15 protein-coding genes are annotated in these 18023 nt (G+C 35.3%); 5 read left to right on the plus strand and 10 right to left on the minus strand.

Translation table 11 applies throughout. The annotated features are described in order from the left end of the window. Positions 1-2: 2 nt before the first annotated feature. The 3 genes from fusA to rpsL form a co-directional block, all read right to left on the minus strand. Complete coding sequence (fusA, locus tag BUA03_RS09625; RefSeq protein ID WP_066081046.1) at positions 3-2159, minus strand: elongation factor G; 2157 nt, start codon at positions 2157-2159, stop codon at positions 3-5. A gap of 10 nt (positions 2160-2169) precedes the next feature. Further along, positions 2170-2646 carry a 30S ribosomal protein S7 gene (gene rpsG, locus BUA03_RS09630; RefSeq protein WP_035668130.1) on the minus strand — a complete coding sequence of 159 codons (477 nt, stop codon included), beginning with the start codon at positions 2644-2646 and terminating at the stop codon, positions 2170-2172. Between the two features lie 71 nt (positions 2647-2717). Continuing rightward, positions 2718-3101, minus strand: a complete 384-nt coding sequence (rpsL, locus tag BUA03_RS09635) for a 30S ribosomal protein S12 (RefSeq protein WP_007136570.1) — start codon at positions 3099-3101, stop codon at positions 2718-2720. Between the two features lie 269 nt (positions 3102-3370). Between rpsL and BUA03_RS09640 the strand changes: the two genes are divergently transcribed. The 4 genes from BUA03_RS09640 to rlmB all read left to right on the plus strand — a co-directional run bounded on the left by BUA03_RS09640 (position 3371) and on the right by rlmB (position 10800). Beyond that, on the plus strand, positions 3371-5077 hold the full coding sequence (locus tag BUA03_RS09640; RefSeq protein ID WP_066081049.1) for a BamA/TamA family outer membrane protein: 1707 nt from the start codon (positions 3371-3373) through the stop codon (positions 5075-5077). Between the two features lie 84 nt (positions 5078-5161). Further along, positions 5162-8257: a SusC/RagA family TonB-linked outer membrane protein gene (locus tag BUA03_RS09645; RefSeq protein ID WP_066081052.1), complete on the plus strand. Its 3096-nt coding sequence runs from the start codon at positions 5162-5164 to the stop codon at positions 8255-8257. 10 nt (positions 8258-8267) lie between these two features. Then, positions 8268-9815 (plus strand): SusD/RagB family nutrient-binding outer membrane lipoprotein, encoded by a 1548-nt coding sequence (locus BUA03_RS09650; RefSeq protein WP_066081055.1) that lies wholly within the window; start codon positions 8268-8270, stop codon positions 9813-9815. A 250-nt stretch (positions 9816-10065) separates the two neighbouring features. Continuing rightward, the gene (gene rlmB, locus BUA03_RS09655) at positions 10066-10800 is read left to right on the plus strand and encodes a 23S rRNA (guanosine(2251)-2'-O)-methyltransferase RlmB (protein ID WP_066081058.1); all 735 of its coding nucleotides are present in this window, start codon (positions 10066-10068) and stop codon (positions 10798-10800) included. A 60-nt stretch (positions 10801-10860) separates the two neighbouring features. Here rlmB and BUA03_RS09660 read toward each other — a convergent pair whose 3' ends face one another. After that, entirely contained in the window at positions 10861-11649 is a 789-nt protein-coding gene (locus BUA03_RS09660) for a rhomboid family intramembrane serine protease (RefSeq protein WP_066081061.1), read from the minus strand. 269 nt (positions 11650-11918) lie between these two features. On the opposite strand from BUA03_RS09660, the gene BUA03_RS09665 reads away from it, so the two are divergent. Beyond that, on the plus strand, positions 11919-13196 hold the full coding sequence (locus BUA03_RS09665) for a replication-associated recombination protein A (RefSeq protein ID WP_066081064.1): 1278 nt from the start codon (positions 11919-11921) through the stop codon (positions 13194-13196). 72 nt (positions 13197-13268) lie between these two features. On the opposite strand, the gene BUA03_RS09670 is transcribed toward BUA03_RS09665, so the two are convergent. From BUA03_RS09670 to BUA03_RS09695, 6 genes are read right to left on the minus strand one after another with little or no spacing between them, the layout of a single operon-like run. Beyond that, the gene (locus BUA03_RS09670) at positions 13269-14015 is read right to left on the minus strand and encodes a hypothetical protein (protein WP_066081067.1); all 747 of its coding nucleotides are present in this window, start codon (positions 14013-14015) and stop codon (positions 13269-13271) included. A gap of 3 nt (positions 14016-14018) precedes the next feature. Next, entirely contained in the window at positions 14019-14708 is a 690-nt protein-coding gene (locus BUA03_RS09675) for a YjjG family noncanonical pyrimidine nucleotidase (RefSeq protein WP_066081070.1), read from the minus strand. A 9-nt stretch (positions 14709-14717) separates the two neighbouring features. Continuing rightward, positions 14718-15413: a RadC family protein gene (radC, locus tag BUA03_RS09680; RefSeq protein WP_066081073.1), complete on the minus strand. Its 696-nt coding sequence runs from the start codon at positions 15411-15413 to the stop codon at positions 14718-14720. Positions 15414-15424: 11 nt separating this feature from the next. Then, a complete protein-coding gene (locus BUA03_RS09685; protein ID WP_066081076.1) occupies positions 15425-15883 on the minus strand; it encodes a GNAT family N-acetyltransferase in 459 nt (152 codons plus the stop codon). Between the two features lie 8 nt (positions 15884-15891). Continuing rightward, complete coding sequence (locus BUA03_RS09690) at positions 15892-17247, minus strand: UDP-N-acetylmuramate--L-alanine ligase (protein WP_066081079.1); 1356 nt, start codon at positions 17245-17247, stop codon at positions 15892-15894. A 44-nt stretch (positions 17248-17291) separates the two neighbouring features. Next, positions 17292-17990: a tetratricopeptide repeat protein gene (locus BUA03_RS09695; RefSeq protein WP_066081083.1), complete on the minus strand. Its 699-nt coding sequence runs from the start codon at positions 17988-17990 to the stop codon at positions 17292-17294. Between the last annotated feature and the right edge of the window lie 33 nt (positions 17991-18023).

The following is an 18023-nucleotide window of genomic DNA, read 5'->3' on the forward strand; positions in this document are numbered from 1 at the left end:
GATTAAGCGTTTCCTTTTGCTTTTTTAATTACTGCTTCTGAAATATTAGAAGGTGTTTCAGCGTAATGTGAAAATTCCATAGTAGAGGTTGCTCTACCAGAAGAAAGTGTTCTTAACGTTGTAACATATCCAAACATTTCTGATAATGGCACATCTGCCTTAATGGTTTTAGCTCCATTTCTGTCACCCATGTCATTCACCTGACCTCTACGACGGTTGATATCACCTACGATATCTCCCATGTTTTCTTCTGGCGTAATAACTTCCATTTTCATGATAGGCTCCAAAATAACAGCACCTGCAGCACGACCTGATTCTCTGTATCCCATTCTTGCCGCCAACTCAAAAGATAGCGCATCTGAATCGACAGGGTGAAAAGATCCGTCTAATAAAGTCACTTTCAAACTATCTACTTGGTATCCAGCTAATGGACCCGTTTTCATAGCTTCTCTGAAACCTTTTTCAACAGATGGAATATATTCTTTAGGAACGTTACCCCCTTTTACTGCATTAATAAACTGCAATCCCACCGGAGCTTTACCGTCAACTAAATCTGCTGGCTCGATTCTAAATACGATATCACCGAATTTTCCACGACCACCTGATTGTTTCTTGTACGTTTCTCTATGTTGAGCAGACTTAGTAAATGCTTCTTTGTATTCAACTTGAGGTTCTCCTTGATTTACTTCGACTTTGAACTCACGTTTCATACGATCTACCAAGATATCCAAGTGAAGCTCACCCATACCAGATATAATTGTTTGTCCCGAAGCCTCATCTGTTCTAACGGTAAACGTTGGATCTTCCTCAGCTAATTTAGCCAAAGCCATACCCATTTTATCAACGTCAGCTTTAGTTTTAGGCTCAATAGCAATACCAATTACTGGCGCAGGGAATTTCATTGACTCCAGAATAATTGGGTGTTTTTCATCACACAAAGTATCTCCAGTTTTTATATCTTTAAATCCAACTGCTGCTCCAATATCACCTGCCTCAATATAATCGATTGGGTTTTGTTTGTTAGCATGCATTTGATAAATACGTGAAATTCTTTCTTTATTTCCTGAACGTGTGTTCAGAACATAAGAACCTGCATCTAAACGTCCTGAATAAGCACGGAAGAAAGCCAAACGACCTACGAATGGGTCAGTAGCAATTTTAAAAGCTAAAGCAGCAAAAGGCTCTTTAACATCCGGCTTACGCAAAATTTTAGTTTGGTCTTCTTCTAACAAATCGGCATCATCAGGATGAATCCCTTCGATACCTTCTTTATCCATCGGAGAAGGTAAATATTTACAAACTGCATCTAACATGAATTGAACTCCTTTATTTTTAAAAGAAGAACCAGCAATCATTGGAATAATCGCCATATCCATAGTAGCAGCTCTTAAAGCGGTATTGATTTCTTCCTCTGTAATAGAGTCTTCATCTTCCATGAATTTTTCCAACAAATTTTCATCGTAATCAGCTACTGCCTCAATAAGAATCGATCTGTATTCTTTCACTTCAGCAACCATGTCTTCAGGAATAGGCACAATATCATAAGTAGCACCAAGACCTTCTTCATGCCATACAATTGCTTGATTTTTTACCAAATCTACCACACCTTTGAAGTCATTCTCTTCACCAATTGGCAAAGTGATAGCAACTGCATTAGACTTTAACATGTCTCTAACTTGTTGACAAACCATCAAAAAATTAGATCCTTGACGGTCCATTTTATTAACAAATCCAATACGTGGCACTCTGTATTGATCCGCTAGTCTCCAGTTCGTTTCTGATTGTGGCTCAACACCATCAACAGCACTAAACAAGAAAACCAACCCATCAAGTACACGCAATGAACGATTTACTTCTACAGTAAAATCAACGTGTCCTGGGGTATCAATAATATTAAAGTGATACGGTAAGGTATCAGGTAAAACTTTACCTTGTTCAGTTGGGAAATTCCATTCACAAGTTGTAGCAGCAGAAGTAATTGTAATTCCTCTTTCTTGCTCTTGTGCCATCCAGTCCATAGTTGCAGCACCATCATGCACTTCACCTATCTTATGTGACTTTCCAGTATAGAATAATATACGCTCTGTTGTTGTTGTTTTACCAGCATCAATATGAGCAGCAATTCCTATGTTTCTTGTATATTTTAAATCTCTAGCCATTTCTTATGAATTAAAATCTAAAGTGAGAGAATGCTTTATTAGCTTCTGCCATTTTGTGAGTATCCATTCTCTTTTTAACAGCAGCACCTTCCTCTTTAGCCGCAGCCAAACATTCTGAAGCTAGTCTTTGAGCCATAGATTTTTCATTTCTTCTTCTAGAATAAAGTATCAACCACTTCATCGCCATAGATATTTTTCTATCTGGACGAATTTGCATTGGAATTTGAAATGTAGCTCCACCTACTCTACGACTACGTACTTCTACGTGAGGCATAACATTGGTTAATGCATCTTTCCAAATTTCTAATGATGGTTTCTCCGCATCTTGTTTTTTAGACTCAATGATGTCAATTGCATCATAAAATACTTTAAACGCTGTCGATTTTTTTCCATCCCACATTAAGTTGTTCACAAAACGTGTTACCAGTTGGTCATTAAACCTTGGATCTGGTAAAAGTGGTCTCTTCTTTGCCGCTCTTTTTCTCATGTCTTTTTTTTAATAAAATTGCACACCCAGATAGCCGCAATAAATTGCGTCTCTATAATGCAAAATTTAAATTACTTTTTTGCTTCTTTTGGGCGTTTTGCTCCGTACTTAGATCTTCTTTGCGTTCTTCCTGCTACTCCTGACGTATCAAGTGCACCACGAACGATGTGATATCTAACTCCTGGTAAATCTTTTACCCTTCCACCCCTAACTAATACTATCGAGTGCTCTTGTAAATTGTGTCCTTCACCAGGGATGTAGGCATTTACTTCATTACCATTTGTCAAACGTACACGCGCTACTTTACGCATTGCAGAGTTTGGTTTTTTTGGTGTTGTAGTGTAAACACGCGTACAAACCCCTCTTCTTTGAGGACAAGAATCTAAAGCAACCGATTTACTCTTCTTAGTTATCTGAGTTCTTCCTGTTCTTACTAATTGTTGAATTGTTGGCATAATTAATACTAAAAATTTCTTATTATATTAAATTCCCGCTTTTTACGGGGTTGCAAATGTAGAAAATATTTTTTACTCTACAAACGTTAATCTATTAATTTTTTTACGAACTAATAATTTGTTCTTTAAAGGAATAAAGAATTCCTAAATGAAGAATGGTTTAGAATTCACTACTATTTAAGCGAGAAATTCAATACCGTTGTTTTACACTTTGATTTTTATTATAAACCATAGATATTTGCATTATATTTATTAAAACAAATACACATTTGAAATCTTTCGTTGCTATTCTTTTAATATTAATCTTTGGGTGGCACTCTTCCGCTCAAAATTTTCAGCTACAAATAATTGGACAATCCGACTTCGAAACCAAAACTATCGATTCTTTAGGATACAACTCCAAACACCAAAACACAAAAGCACTTCAAGATGAAATAAATAAGTTTACAGTAAAATTAACCCAGATAGGTTATATCGACAACACAACGCTTGATTTTACTAAAGCAAAAGATTCCTGTTATATCGCAAAAATCGCTTTAGGGAAAAAAGTAGAAACCATCTACCTATATATAGGAGCTCACAAACAATTAAATAATTTAATCACACTAAACAAAAAAAATGATATTGTTGAAGTACCTTACTCAGAAATAGATTCCTTTCTGGAGCAAACCGTCAAAAAATTAGAACAAAATGGTTTTTCATTAGCTAAATTAAAACTAGTAAATATTAAAAGAGATAAAAGTGCTCTTTCCGCAACCCTACAATTGGAAACAGAACAACAAAGGATTTTAAATTCAATTACAATTCGGTATGCCGAAAACGGACGTACAAATAAATTTCCAAAGGGTCATTTAAAACAAATTAATAAAAAATACCAAAAAATAATTTTCAATCAAAAAGTGGTTGAACAAATTAATAGTGATTTCGAAAAATATAATTTTGTAAATCAAGTAAAATACCCGGAAATTTTATTTACAAAAGACAGTACTAAAGTTTATGTGTACCTAGAAAAAAGAAATTCAAATACTTTTGATGGCTTCCTCGGTTTTTCAAATAATGACAACGAAAAGATCGCATTAGCTGGATATCTTGACATTAAACTTGAAAACATCTTGGGCTCTGGCGAGCAAGTTGCTATCTATTGGAAAAGCGACGGCAACGACCAAAAAACTTTTAAAGCCAGCCTTGAACTTCCGTATCTGCTCCAAACGCCATTAGGCCTAAAAGCACAATTACAGGTTTTTAGACAAGATACCACTTTTCAAAACACAAAAACTGCAATCGATTTAAGCTATTTTTTAAACTATAATTCCCGCGTGTACTTGGGATATCACATTACAGAATCCAGCGACATTCAAAATTTAAATAACACTTCAATCAGTGATTTTACTAATTCATTTTTAACCTCGAGTTTTGAATATCTAAAATCAGACACAAACAACCTTCTTTTTCCCATAAAATCAAAATTCCAAACCATAATAGGAATTGGAAAAAGAGAAATCTCCAATCCAACTGACAATTCAAAAAACAACCAATTGACGCTTACAGTTCAAGCAATGCACAACATCTATTTAAACAGAAAGAATTCGATTCATCTAAATAGTCAGAATAACTATCTTAGAAGTAACCGATATGTTGTTAATGAATTGTTTCGTTTTGGAGGCCTTAACAGCATAAGAGGCTTTGCAGAAAACAGCCTAGAAGCTTATTTGACAACATCATTACTAACAGAATACCGCTATATCCTATCTCCAAATCTTTACTTGCATTCTATTCTGGATTATGGCCTCACAAAAAACAAAGCTGGTTCAGGAACTTCAGACATTACGGAAAACCTTATTGGCATTGGGTTAGGGATGGGATTACAAACAAAAAACGGATTACTCAAATTAGCTTTGGCCAATGGCAAAACTAAAAAGCAACAATTTGAAATTTATAACACCATCATCCACATCAGCTATAATGTTAAATTTTAACTTAGGGCAAAATTAGCATTTCATATATTAGGAAAGTTAACAAATTATTAAGAGGTTTGCGAGACTAATTCAAAATATTAAAAAATGAAACTAAAGTTTAATGGATTCTTAGTACTGTTAGTAGTACTTGTGGCGCAAATAACTTTTGCGCAAGAAAGAACTGTTTCAGGTGTTGTTTCTGATAATGCAGGATTGCCTTTACCGGGCGTGAGTGTATTAGTAAAAGGAACTCAATCTGGAACACAAACTGATTTTGATGGAAAATATTCCATCAGAGCGACACCAAGTCAAGTCTTGGTATTTAGCTACATTGGGATGAAAACTCAAGAAGCAACTGCCACTTCGGCAAACGTTAACGTAAAACTTTTAGATGATTCTATCCAATTGGAAGGAGTTGTGGTAGGAGCTTTAGGGATTAAAAGAAGCAAAAATTCGCTAACATCCTCTACGCAAGTTGTAGCGAGTCAAGAGCTTACTCAAGCGGCCAACCCTAACGTAGTACAGTCTTTAGTTGGTAAAGTATCTGGTCTTCAAATAAACAAATCCTCAAGTGGAGTTAATGGAACAAACAGAATCGTATTAAGAGGTTCAAGATCTATCACTGGTAACAACGAAGCTTTAGTAGTTATTGACAACTCGATATCTTCATCAGCTGTTTTGCAACAATTACCACCTGAATTAATTGAAAGCGTGAACGTTATTAAAGGTATGCAAGGTGCTGCCTTATATGGTGAGCAAGGAGTTAACGGAGTAATAATAGTTACTACTGTAAAAGGAAAAGAAAAAGGAAAAATCACGGTGAATGTAAATTCAGCTATCGATTTTGAGACAGTATCTTTTCTGCCTGAAACACAACAAAAATACGGTCAAGGCTGGGACGGAGTTCACTATCCTGAAGAAAACGGATCATGGGGACTTCCTTTTGATGGCGTGTTGAGACCTACAGGTTTACCACAAGCGGACGGACTTGAATTCCAAAGACCTTACTCTTTCATCAAAGACAACGTTAAGGATTTCTACCAAACAGGTACTACCTACCAAAATGGATTTTCTATAAACGCTGGAACTTCAGACTCCTACGCCCTATTTTCTGCTAACAAAGTAAAAACAGAATTTGTTGTAAACGGAGATCAACTTGAAAGAAATAGTTTTTTATTTAAAGCAGGTAAAAAAATTGGAAAATTAAGCATTGATGGTAACGTAAACTACAACTATCAAAAATCTAGCGAAACCTCTAATGACTTGCTTGACGATTTAATTCAAACTCCAGGAAATATAGATTTAGGTTTGTTCAAAAATTCTGGAAATGAAGGTAACTACAATATTTACTTCAAAAATCCATATTGGACAATAGATAATAATCGTAATGACGCTAGAAGAACATTTATAAATACTATCGCTGCTTTAAAGTACGATATTAATGAAAATATAAATGTAACCTACACAGGAAATTTACAGTTTACGAATAGAGATGCACAATCCCATATAAATCAGTATAATGAAACTCCCGCTTTGGCCGGAGCAGGAGCGAATAGAAATCAAGTTTCTGAATATTTTGCTAGTCAATCCTCTTTAAGAACCTATTATGGTGATTTCTTAGTGAATTTTGACTACGATTTGACAGATGATTTGAGTTTAAAAGCCAATATCGGAAGTAACATGCAAGATCGTAATTACAGAATTACTTCACAAGGAGGACAAAATCTAGACATACCAGGATGGTATCACATTAATAATGTATTGAGTCCAGCAAATCCATCTAATTTAGATAATAGATCTCAAAAATCAAATCGTGCTTCCGTTTTAGCCAACGTTGATTTAGGATACAAAAACTACTTATTTTTAAATCTTACAGGTAGAAACGATTGGACTTCGGTTTTATCAAAAGAGAACAATAACTTCTTCTATCCTAGTGCTGGTGTATCTTTTGTACCAACTTTGGCCTTTGAAGGACTAAAAAGCGAAACTTTGAATTATTTGAAAGTATCTGCTAACATTGTAAAAGTGGGTAACTCCTCTTCTATTCAGCCCTATGCTACTTCTGAAATTGGTGTATTTCCAACAGGATTCCCTTATGGACAACTAGGATCTTACATCATCAACCAAAGACCAACGGATAAAAATATCAAACCTGAATTTGTAACTACAAAAGAGGTAAATATTAACATTGGACTTTTTAACAATAGAATAACAATTGACGGGTCTGCTTACATATCAGACACAAAAGATTTGATTACAGCCGCTACTGCTTCTTCTGCTTCAGGATTAGCTACATCTCAAAGTAACATTGGAGATATGACTACAAAAGGTTTAGAAATTGATTTAGGATTCGTACCTGTTAAAACGGAAGATTTCAAATGGGACTTAAGAGCAAGTTATGCAACGAATAAATCAGTTATCAATTCACTTGCTGCTGGAGCAAATGAAATCAACCTATTATCTGACGTCGCTACCGGAACTGGAATTTTTGCTCAAGTAGGAGAAGAATTTCCTTTGATTAAAGGAACAACCTTTTTAAGAGATGACAATGGAAGCATTATTGTGAACCAATTTGGACTTCCTACAAGGTCTTCTTCAAATTCAATTTTAGGTAAATCAACTCCAGATTATATTTTAGGATTATCTAACTCATTTGAGTATAAAGGAATTAGATTATCTGCTGTTATGGATTATAGAACAGGTCACCAAATTATTTCTGGAACTAAATACGACTTAACTTGGCCAGGACGTTTGGTAGAATCAGCAGATTTTGACAGAGAAGTTGGTTTCATATTACCAAATTCTGTAGTTGAAACTGCTCCAGGATCTGGAATCTACACTCCTAATACTTCAGTATATTCTGCCGCTGGTTATGATCCAAACGGAATTATTGATTATTATGGAACTTTGAGCAGAGCTGGTGAGCATAATGTTATTAATGCTACTGCTTTCAAAGTGAGAGAACTTGCTTTAAGTTATTCGATACCAACTGCTACAATTGAAAAAATTGGATTAACTTCCCTTAGATTTGGTGTAAATGCAAGAAACCCATTTACTGTTTTGGCAAAAAGCAATAAAGGTTATACTGATCCAGAAGCATCTGACAGTACTGCAAACAATGGTAATGGTCTAGGATATTCAGGAACAGGACAGTATCCAAATACAAGAACTTTTGGTGGAAGCATCAATTTAACATTCTAAATTAAAAAACATGAAAAAAATATTTTTATTAATAGCAGTAGCAGTTGTATCACTTACATCTTGTAGTGATTACTTAGCAGACAACACCAATGTAAATAGTCCATTAGAAGACGCTCTTCCGCCAAGACTTATTTTACCGGGTGCACAATCTCAAGCATTCAGAACACAAGCTATAAACATGAACCGTTTAGGTAGTGTAATGACAAATGCATGGGGTGGAAATATATACCAATTTACAAATCCATTGCAAGTAGAATATTCGTATAATTTTGACAACAACACCTATGCAGCTGTATGGGATGGATTGTACAGAAGTGTAAATAATTTTCAAAAGATAATTGAAACTCCTTTAGAGAATCAAGGCAACTTTGTTGCTATATCCAAGATTATGAAAGCACATTACATGCAATATATTGTAGATTTATATGGCGATTCACCTTACTTCGAAGCATTCAAAGGCCAAGCTAACTTAACACCAGCTTATACAGATGACGCAATAATTTACAAAGAATTAGTTAAAGAATTAGAAGAAGCACGTGCTCTTATTCAAAATCCATCAGCCACGGCTGAAGGTGTAACAACTGACGTTATTTTTAGCGGGGACATGAGTAAATGGCTTAAGTTAGCCAACACAGTCGAACTTAGAATTCTTTTGAGACAAAGCAAATTATCAGATGCTGCTACAGTAGCCTATGTAAATAGTAAATATGCACAATTACAGGCTTTAAATAATTTTGTCGATGCTGATGTATTAATAAACCCTGGATACTCATCCAGTAATGATGCCAAACAAAATCCATTTTTTGGTTCATTTGTTAGAGATGCAGCAGGATCTACAACTAATACAACTAATACTTTATTTACCTCTTCAAAACATTTTTCAGATGTTTTAAATGGAGAAGCAGGTGGTCCAACAGCTGGAGTTATTGATCCAAGAAGATCTAGAATTTGGACTCTTGTAGGAGGAAAAGTTGTAGGTACAGATCAAGGACAAAAACCCGTTCCTGGTCAAAATAACTCAACAAATCCTACATCTAGATTTGGAGCAGGAATTACAGGCTACGCGGGAGCTAATGGAGCAGCAGCAACTGCTGCGGGATCTTCTAAATCTGGCGTATTGATGCTTCTTTCGGAAAGCAAATTTCTTCAAGCTGAAGCTGTTCAAAGAGGTTTTTTAACTACGGGAATAGCTCAGACTTTATTTAATGAAGGAATTCAAGCTTCATTCACTTACTTAGGCGCTACTATTGGAACTTATGCAGTTCAAATCGAAGCAGTTCCTGGATTTGGATGGACAGCATCTACTAATAAAATTCAAGCAATTTTAACACAAAAATGGATTGCACTTAGCGGAATTCATGGTGTAGAAAATTACATTAATTACACTAGGACTGGATTCCCAGTAATTCCTAGTTCAATCAATGGTTTCAACTTGCAACCTACTAGACCAAAAAGACTAATTTATCCATTGTCAGAGTACAATGCAAATTCAGGTAATGTACCTGTTTTAACCTCTGCTCAAGTTACGACACAAGGTCCTTTCTGGTATGTACCATAATTAATCTTATGATTTAGTTTAAAAGAGGCTGTTCCAATTTGGACAGCCTCTTTTTTATTTAACTACCCTTTCTAAAGAAAAATTAAAAATCTAAAGAATTTTTTAAAAATAGTAACATCTGAAAATCCTTACCTCCTACTAAGATACTTTGTGCAGTATTAAAAGATCACTTTAAACTAATGTACAGTATGAAACTAAATCTTTAAAACCATCAGCAAATGCTGATGGTTTTTTTTTATATATTTGCATCATGGAAAAAGAACATCAAATATTTGGGATTAGAGCGATAATTGAAGCCATCCAAGCTGGCGCAACCGTAGATAAAGTCTATATTCAAAAGGAAGCAAGCAGCGAACTTATGAAAGACTTAATGAAAGTAATGAAGCGTGGAAACATCAATTTTTCCTATGTTCCAGTTGAAAAGTTAAACAGACTGACGCCTAATAATCATCAAGGTGCAGTGGCAACGATATCTCCGATCTCCTTTTTTGATCTAGAATCTTTAATTGAATCTGTTGTTGAAAACGGAAAAAAACCATTATTTTTAATTTTAGATCAAATCTCTGACGCACGCAATTTTGGCGCGATCATACGAACTGCAGAATGCACCGGAGTAAATGGAATTATTGTTCAAAAAGCAGGTTCAGCGCCTGTGAATGGAGATACCGTAAAGACATCAGCAGGTGCCGTATTCAACATTCCGATTTGTAAAGTAGAACACATTAAAGATGCCATTTTTTTGTTACAAGCAAGTGGTATTAAAACTGTCGCTGCAACTGAAAAAACAGATACAACAATTTATGACATCTCTTTAAACGAGCCCGTTGCAATAATCATGGGATCGGAAGATCGTGGTGTAAACCCATCGGTTCTTAAAATTGTAGATGAAAAAGCGAAACTACCTATGTTTGGAACTATAGGGTCTTTGAATGTTTCAGTAGCTTGCGGTGCTTTCTTGTATGAAGCCGTAAGACAAAGAAGTTAATTCCCCTCACCGATCCTTACCAAAGGGAAGAGAGCCATGACAGCGAAAGTATGAAATGAATTAAAACTCCGGTTTTGATTCATTTTTTTCGTTTAGGACGATCTCATAATTTACAGGAACATTGACCGTATAATACGACAAGAACCCCTGTTGTTCTTCAAATTCCTCGCTTTTAGGAATGTTTACAAAGTTTCCGTTGTCATCAAAACGTTGCATAAATTTATCTTCTGAAGCATCAAAATCTGGATGTTCCCAATCGTATTTGATAACTTTTTTATACTCTGGAGTTTTATAAACTAAAGAAAGAAAAAATCCTGTAAGTAATCCACCTAAATGACCTTCCCAAGAAATAGCTTTATTCCCTGTTATCTCCGGGCTCGGAAAAACATACCAAACTAAGCCACCGTAAACAACTATCACCGCCAACGATAAAGCTACGAGCCGATTGTATTTCGTTTGCAGGCCTTTAAAAAAGACAAAACTAAACAGCACATAAATTAAACTGCTTGCTCCTATATGGTAATTATCGCGGCCAATAATCCAAGTGATACATCCTGAAACTACAATTCCGTATCCAATAACCTTCATGGCTTGCTCTGCATAAAAAAATTGCAGCGCAGCCAATAAAATCAGCAATGGAATGGAATTATTATAAAGATGCTCTACATCAGCATGAATAAAAGGACTAAATAAAACACCTTGTAAACCTGAAAAAGTTCTAGGGTAAATACCGTTTTCGATAAAGTCAAAACCAAAACGAATTTCGAGCCAAAAAACAAACCAAAGAAATACTACAAAAAAAAGAGGTAAAGCAATAACTGAAGTGGTAAATTTAAAATGCTTTTCCATGAATAGCGTTTGGTTTGTGTTCTCATTAGTATTCAAAAACTTATCCAAACGCAATTTAATGCTATTTTGTCATATTTAAAATAAAAAAACCTTCCTAAGTATAAATCCTTAGCCCGGATGGGAGCGGCATCCTTTTATATTTCGTTTTTTAACGAGATATAAAAGATATAGTGTACAGCCGGAAATAGCTCCGAATAAAAATAGTAATTTTACCAAAGTCATCATTTTGATTGAAGAATAACAAATTTAGATTTTAGATTTAAACAAAAATGGAAGCACCACTTGCAGAACGCATACGCCCGCAAAAATTAGAAGACTACATCAGTCAATCCCATCTCGTGGGACCAAATGGTTCATTGACGCAACAAATAATAAAAGGAATTATTCCGTCATTAATTTTTTGGGGACCGCCTGGAACTGGGAAAACTACATTGGCACAAATTATTGCACAAGAATCGAAACGTCCCTTTTATATTTTGAGCGCGATTAATTCAGGTGTTAAGGATATTCGGGAAGTGATTGACAAAGCAAAGCAAAGTGGCGGTTTATTTACTGCAAAAAATCCTATTCTTTTTATTGATGAGATTCACCGTTTTAGCAAATCCCAGCAGGATTCGTTATTGGCTGCTGTCGAAAAAGGTTGGATTACTCTAATAGGCGCCACTACCGAAAACCCAAGCTTTGAAGTGATTCCTGCTTTACTTTCCCGCTGTCAGGTCTATGTCTTGAACGCTTTCACAAAAAAGGATTTAGAATCTCTGCTAGCTCGCGCAATGAAAACCGATACTTATTTCTCTACTAAAAACATTAAATTAAACGAGACCGAAGCACTACTGCGACTTTCCGGCGGAGATGGCCGTAAGCTATTAAATATTTTTGAACTTGTTGTAAACGCTTCTAACGAAGACGATGTAATAATCACTAATGATCGTGTTTTTGCTTTGGTACAGCAAAATACTGTTTTGTATGACAAAACTGGAGAACAACATTATGACATTGTTTCTGCTTTTATAAAATCGATTCGTGGCAGCGATCCCAACGGAGCGGTGTACTGGCTTGCCCGAATGATCGAAGGCGGTGAAGATGTAAAATTCATAGCCCGACGAATGCTTATTCTCAGCAGTGAAGATATAGGAAATGCAAATCCTACTGCCTTTATCATGGCCAACAATACGTTTCAAGCGGTGACTACGATTGGGTATCCGGAAAGCCGAATCATATTAAGCCAATGTGCGGTTTATCTTGCGACTTCTCCCAAAAGTAATGCTTCCTATTTAGCGATTGGAACTGCACAACAGCTAGTAAAGCAAACCGGAGATCTGCCAGTTCCTATTCACCTGCGCAACGCACCCACAAAATTAATGAAAGAATTAGGTTATGGTGAGGAGTACAAATACGCCCATGATTACACTAATAATTTTGCTGAACAAGAATTTTTACCTGATGCCATCAGTAAAAAACCTATTTATATTCCTGGAAATAATTCAAGAGAAAACACAATAAGAGAATTTCTAAAAAACCGTTGGAAAAATAAATACGGATATTAAATTCCATAAAAAAAGTCTTGATTACTCAAGACTTTTTTTATGGAACTATGCAGAAAATGAATAGGTAAGAATTTAAAACTTAACCGCTACTTTTTCTGAAATTAATTTATCATTTTGATAATACTCAAAATACCATTGGTTGTCTTTCAAAATTAAGGATCCTTGAACTGTATCACGCATTGCAATAAATGAATTGGCTTGCGATGTTTTAAACAACTTCATAACCACTTTTGGGGTATTGTCAATAAGCTGAAAACCAGTTTCGGTCGCCTGAGCGTAAAGCATAGTACCCTCTTTACTTGTTAGGTTTGGATTCAAATCTGTTACATTTACCATTTCCTTTATTACAGGAGTAGCAGCAGCTGCGATAACTACCGGCTGCGCCTTAGCACGAACTCCACTGTATTTATATTGCAACTCATACACGGATTCGAAGGCTTCAGCAAATGCTTCATTATAAGCAACTTTATAGTCTTTCTCTTTGCTCTTACCTGCAGCGGATTGAAAAATGATTTTACCATAGCAATCCTTTAAAGTAATGTACAATCTTGTTGTCAAAAAGCCACTATCATTGACAACATCAGCATACAATAAATCACAACGATCCGCATACTCGCTAGGAATTGCCTCTTTACTATAAAAAGAAACAAATCCTGCCTTACTGAAGTTAAACTTTGTTAAGGTGTTCAAACGGTATTGGTTCTCTGCCTTTAGAAAATCATATTTCAAAGGAACGATTACTGCCTTATACTCATTTACGGATTGCCCGTACGAATAATTAATTACTAGTATTAGTACGAATAGAAATAACTTTTTCATAGTTTATAAATATTTTTTGATTTCTAATAAATGATTAATTTGTTTAATGTGACTTCCAACTTCAATTTTTGCTTCGTTGAAAAATACAGCATCTAATCCTGCATCGATTGCTCCTTGAACGTCAGCATCTAAGCTATCTCCAATCATAATGCTACTTTCTTTTTTGGCTTTAGCCAAATCTAAAGCAAAATCAAAAATTAGTGGATTTGGTTTCTTAACTCCAGCCATTTCCGAATTGGTAACGGTTCGAAAATAAGACTCAATCTTAGAATTACTTATCTTTTTATATTGTACCTCCGCAAAGCCATTTGTAATGATATGAAGTGTATATCTTTGACTTAAATACTCTAAAACTTCAATTGTTCCATCAAAAAGGTGATTGTTATCAGGCAAAAAACGAAGATAATCCTCGGCAATAGCATCTATTTCTTCATCGGAAATTGTATAATTTATAGCATCAAAAGAGTGTTTCAGTCGATTGTATCGCAATTCTTGATGTGTAATTTTATCATATTGATACAACTTCCAACATTCTTGATTTATGGGTACGTATTTTTCAATAAATAATTTGGTTTCAATTTCGGGATGATTTCTATTAAAAATCCCCTCGAAAGTCAACTCTGAATTTTTATCAAAATCCCAAAGCGTATGGTCTAAATCGAAAAATACGTCTTTTATATGTGTTTGTTTCATTTTTTAATTTTAAAATATTCCTTCATCTGCAAAGCTGAAATAACTGGTTTCTGTGACAATTAGATGATCCAATACTTTTATTTCTAAGCTATCCCCAGCTAATTTCAATTTTCTTGTAATCTGCTTGTCTGCATCACTAGGCATCAAAGTACCAGAAGGATGATTGTGACATAGTATCAAAGCTGTAGCTCCCATTTCTAGCGCCGTTTTAAAAACAATGCGAACATCCACTAACGTTCCAGTAATACCGCCTTTACTTAACTGCGATTTAGCAATCACCTTATTTGAATTATTCATGTAAATGATCCAAAATTCTTCATGGGGCAATTCACCAATAATGGGTTGCATAATCTCAAAAATAATTTTGCTAGAGGTAATTTTTTTTAATTCTACTGCATCCTCAGAACGCCTGCGCCTTCCTAACTCCAAAGCTGCTATAATTGAAATCGCTTTGGCCTCTCCTATTCCTTTGAATTGCATGAGCTGAGACAATGATAATTTTCCCAACGCATTCAAATTATTATCCACACTCGCTAGAATCCGTTTACTTAAATCCACTGCTGATTCATTTCTACTCCCGGAACCAATCAAAATAGCAATAAGTTCCGCATCACTCAAAACACTTTTGCCTTTCAACATTAGTTTTTCTCGTGGCTTATCATCTTCGGACCAATTGGTAATAGGAAAAAAGGAATTTTCAGCCATTCACTTGTTATTTAAATTTTTTTTCGCATGCAAATACTATTCGATAAACCCACATAAGGTTCGTAATTTTCAACTATTTCATAACCTGATTTTTGATATAAAGCAATAGCCTCTTTTTGCTTGGACAATGTTTCCAAAACAGAGAATGTAAATCCCGAGTCTAGTGCCCAAAGCTCTAACTCCTGTAAAACAGTTTGGGCTAAGCCCATTCCTCTCGCTTCAGGAGAAACAAACATACGTTTTATTTCAATCGCATTTGTATCGTATTTTTTAAAACAACCACAACCTACTGCTTTGTTGTCCTTGTAAATAACAATCACATTTGGATTTAGTTCTAAAATATTGTTGCCCCAGTAATTTGCTTTCAATTCCGGATATCGTTCCCATAAACTTTTATCCAAAACGGCTATCAAATGGACAAAATCAAGATTTTCACTAGTAGTTCTTACAATTTTTATTGTGTCGTTCATATCCCTATTTACTGAACTAATTCCTTTACCTCATCGAAGTTTAATCCACCATAATTACCTGAACTCATCAACAGCAAAGCCGTGTTTTCGAGTTTCAAGTTAAATAAATAATTTTTGAAATCTTTCGGATTGGTATAAATAATTAAATCTTCCCGATTAAATGCTTTAGCAATTTGTTCGTAGGTAACTTCTTCAAGCTGTTTGATTTTTACGGCATCAGGAGAGTAAAAAACGACTGCTTTATCTGCATATTCCAAAGCGCCTTCATATTCTTTAAGAAACTCAGCATTCAAACTGCTGTAGGTGTGTAGCTCTAAACACGCTACCAAAGTCCGGTTTGGATATTGCTCTTTTACGGCTCTTGTCGTCGCCGCAACTTTGCTTGGAGAATGGGCAAAATCTTTATAGGCTACTTTTGTTTTGCTTTCTGCAATTTTTTCTAATCTTTTTGATGCGCCTTTGAAACTTGCTATGGCTTCATAAAAATCAGCTTCATCAACGCCCATATTTTGACAAATCCATTTGGCTCCAGCCAAATTATTCAAGTTATGCTCGCCAAAAACCTCAATTGGCATGGCGCCTTCTGGAGTTTCAAGAAGGGTTACGCCATCATTAACAGAATATTTAGGGGTGTGATATGCTAGTTTCCGAACGGGGTTTGTGGCTGCCTCAGAAACCCGTTTCACTTCAGCATCGTCTTCATTGTACACTAAAATCCCACCATTTGTAATTTTTCTAATAAAAACCTCAAACTGTTCTACATAATTTTCATACGTTGGAAAAACATTAATGTGATCCCAAGCAATCCCTGAAATCAATGCGATATTGGGTTGGTACAAATGGAATTTTGGTCTGCGGTCGATTGGTGAAGACAAATATTCATCTCCTTCCAGAACGATAAAATCGTTCTCCTCGGTAAGATGAACCATGGTATCGAAACCCTCCAATTGAGCACCCACCATATAATCTACTGCTATATCATGGTAATGCATCACATGTAAAATCATAGAGGTAATTGTTGTTTTCCCATGAGAACCACCAATCACTACCCGTGTTTTATTTTTGGATTGTTCGTATAAGAATTCTGGATAGGAATATATTTTCAGTCCTAGTTCTTGTGCTTTTATCAATTCTGGATTGTCTGCTTTGGCATGCATACCCAAAATAACCGCTTCAAGATCTTGTGTTATTTTCTCAGGAAACCAGCCCAATTCCTGCGGTAAAATTCCTTTTTTATCTAGTCTTGATTTTGATGGTTCGAAAATAGCATCGTCACTTCCCGTAACTTGATACCCTTTATTATGTAGTGCTAAGGCTAGATTGTGCATCGCGCTTCCTCCTATCGCAATAAAATGTGTCCGCATTCTTATTTTTAGTTTATGGTTGTTGCATTCAAGTAGGGATAAAATCAGTCTTGAATTTTTTTATTGTAGGTCTCTAATATTGTTTTTGCTTTTTCAGGTTCGCTCATTTTATTTTTATATAGACTGGCTAATTTTTCATAACTTGTTTTGGAACCTCCTGCTAGTATTGCTTTTTTATAGTGTTGTTCTGCTGTTTTATACCGTTTAAAATACTCCTCAATATGCCCTCGTGACAAATAGCCATCGACAGAAGATAGGCGAAGTAATTCATTGGAATACTTTATGGCTTTCGATTCACTACCGCCCACAATTCCCGGCAACTGAATATACAATTCGATAAGTGCCCAACGGGCTTCAAGGTGCTTAGGATTAAGCTTTATTGCTTTTTCAAAAGATTCTTTTACTTCATCAATCATACCAAGCGCCTTAAACTTATTTGACTCCTTAGCTTTCATCCCTAAAGCACCGCCGTATTTATAGTTATAATTAGCCTCAGATGGCTTGAGCTGTTTTAACTTTTTGTAGTACCCAATCGCTGCATCCCAAGACTTACCTCGACCAGCAATATCGCCTAAATACTCAATGGTTTTTAGATCTACAGGATTAGCCTTTAAAACCGATTCAAAAATAGCTTCCGCTTGACTGTATTTTTTTTCTTCGAACAGTTTTTCACCTTTTTCAAAATTGGATTGAGACCACATCATAATTGGTAGCAATAAAAATAAATAAAGAATTTGTTTCATTCTTCAAAAATAGGGAAATATCAATTGTTAGGT

Source organism: Flavobacterium fryxellicola, from assembly GCF_900143245.1.
GTDB classification, from domain to species: domain Bacteria; phylum Bacteroidota; class Bacteroidia; order Flavobacteriales; family Flavobacteriaceae; genus Flavobacterium; species Flavobacterium fryxellicola.

What these genes read in the sequence shown, in the direction of transcription:
- BUA03_RS09690 (WP_066081079.1), bottom strand. Translation starts at nt 17,247, where the DNA reads ATGCGGACACATTTTATTGCGATAGGAGGAAGCGCGATGCACAATCTA.
- BUA03_RS09685 (WP_066081076.1), bottom strand. Translation starts at nt 15,883, where the DNA reads ATGAACGACACAATAAAAATTGTAAGAACTACTAGTGAAAATCTTGAT.
- radC (WP_066081073.1), bottom strand. Translation starts at nt 15,413, where the DNA reads ATGGCTGAAAATTCCTTTTTTCCTATTACCAATTGGTCCGAAGATGAT.
- BUA03_RS09665 (WP_066081064.1), top strand. Translation starts at nt 11,919, where the DNA reads ATGGAAGCACCACTTGCAGAACGCATACGCCCGCAAAAATTAGAAGAC.
- rpsG (WP_035668130.1), bottom strand. Translation starts at nt 2,646, where the DNA reads ATGAGAAAAAGAGCGGCAAAGAAGAGACCACTTTTACCAGATCCAAGG.
- rlmB (WP_066081058.1), top strand. Translation starts at nt 10,066, where the DNA reads ATGGAAAAAGAACATCAAATATTTGGGATTAGAGCGATAATTGAAGCC.
- BUA03_RS09660 (WP_066081061.1), bottom strand. Translation starts at nt 11,649, where the DNA reads ATGGAAAAGCATTTTAAATTTACCACTTCAGTTATTGCTTTACCTCTT.
- BUA03_RS09675 (WP_066081070.1), bottom strand. Translation starts at nt 14,708, where the DNA reads ATGAAACAAACACATATAAAAGACGTATTTTTCGATTTAGACCATACG.
- fusA (WP_066081046.1), bottom strand. Translation starts at nt 2,159, where the DNA reads ATGGCTAGAGATTTAAAATATACAAGAAACATAGGAATTGCTGCTCAT.
- BUA03_RS09670 (WP_066081067.1), bottom strand. Translation starts at nt 14,015, where the DNA reads ATGAAAAAGTTATTTCTATTCGTACTAATACTAGTAATTAATTATTCG.
- rpsL (WP_007136570.1), bottom strand. Translation starts at nt 3,101, where the DNA reads ATGCCAACAATTCAACAATTAGTAAGAACAGGAAGAACTCAGATAACT.
- BUA03_RS09650 (WP_066081055.1), top strand. Translation starts at nt 8,268, where the DNA reads ATGAAAAAAATATTTTTATTAATAGCAGTAGCAGTTGTATCACTTACA.
- BUA03_RS09695 (WP_066081083.1), bottom strand. Translation starts at nt 17,990, where the DNA reads ATGAAACAAATTCTTTATTTATTTTTATTGCTACCAATTATGATGTGG.
- BUA03_RS09645 (WP_066081052.1), top strand. Translation starts at nt 5,162, where the DNA reads ATGAAACTAAAGTTTAATGGATTCTTAGTACTGTTAGTAGTACTTGTG.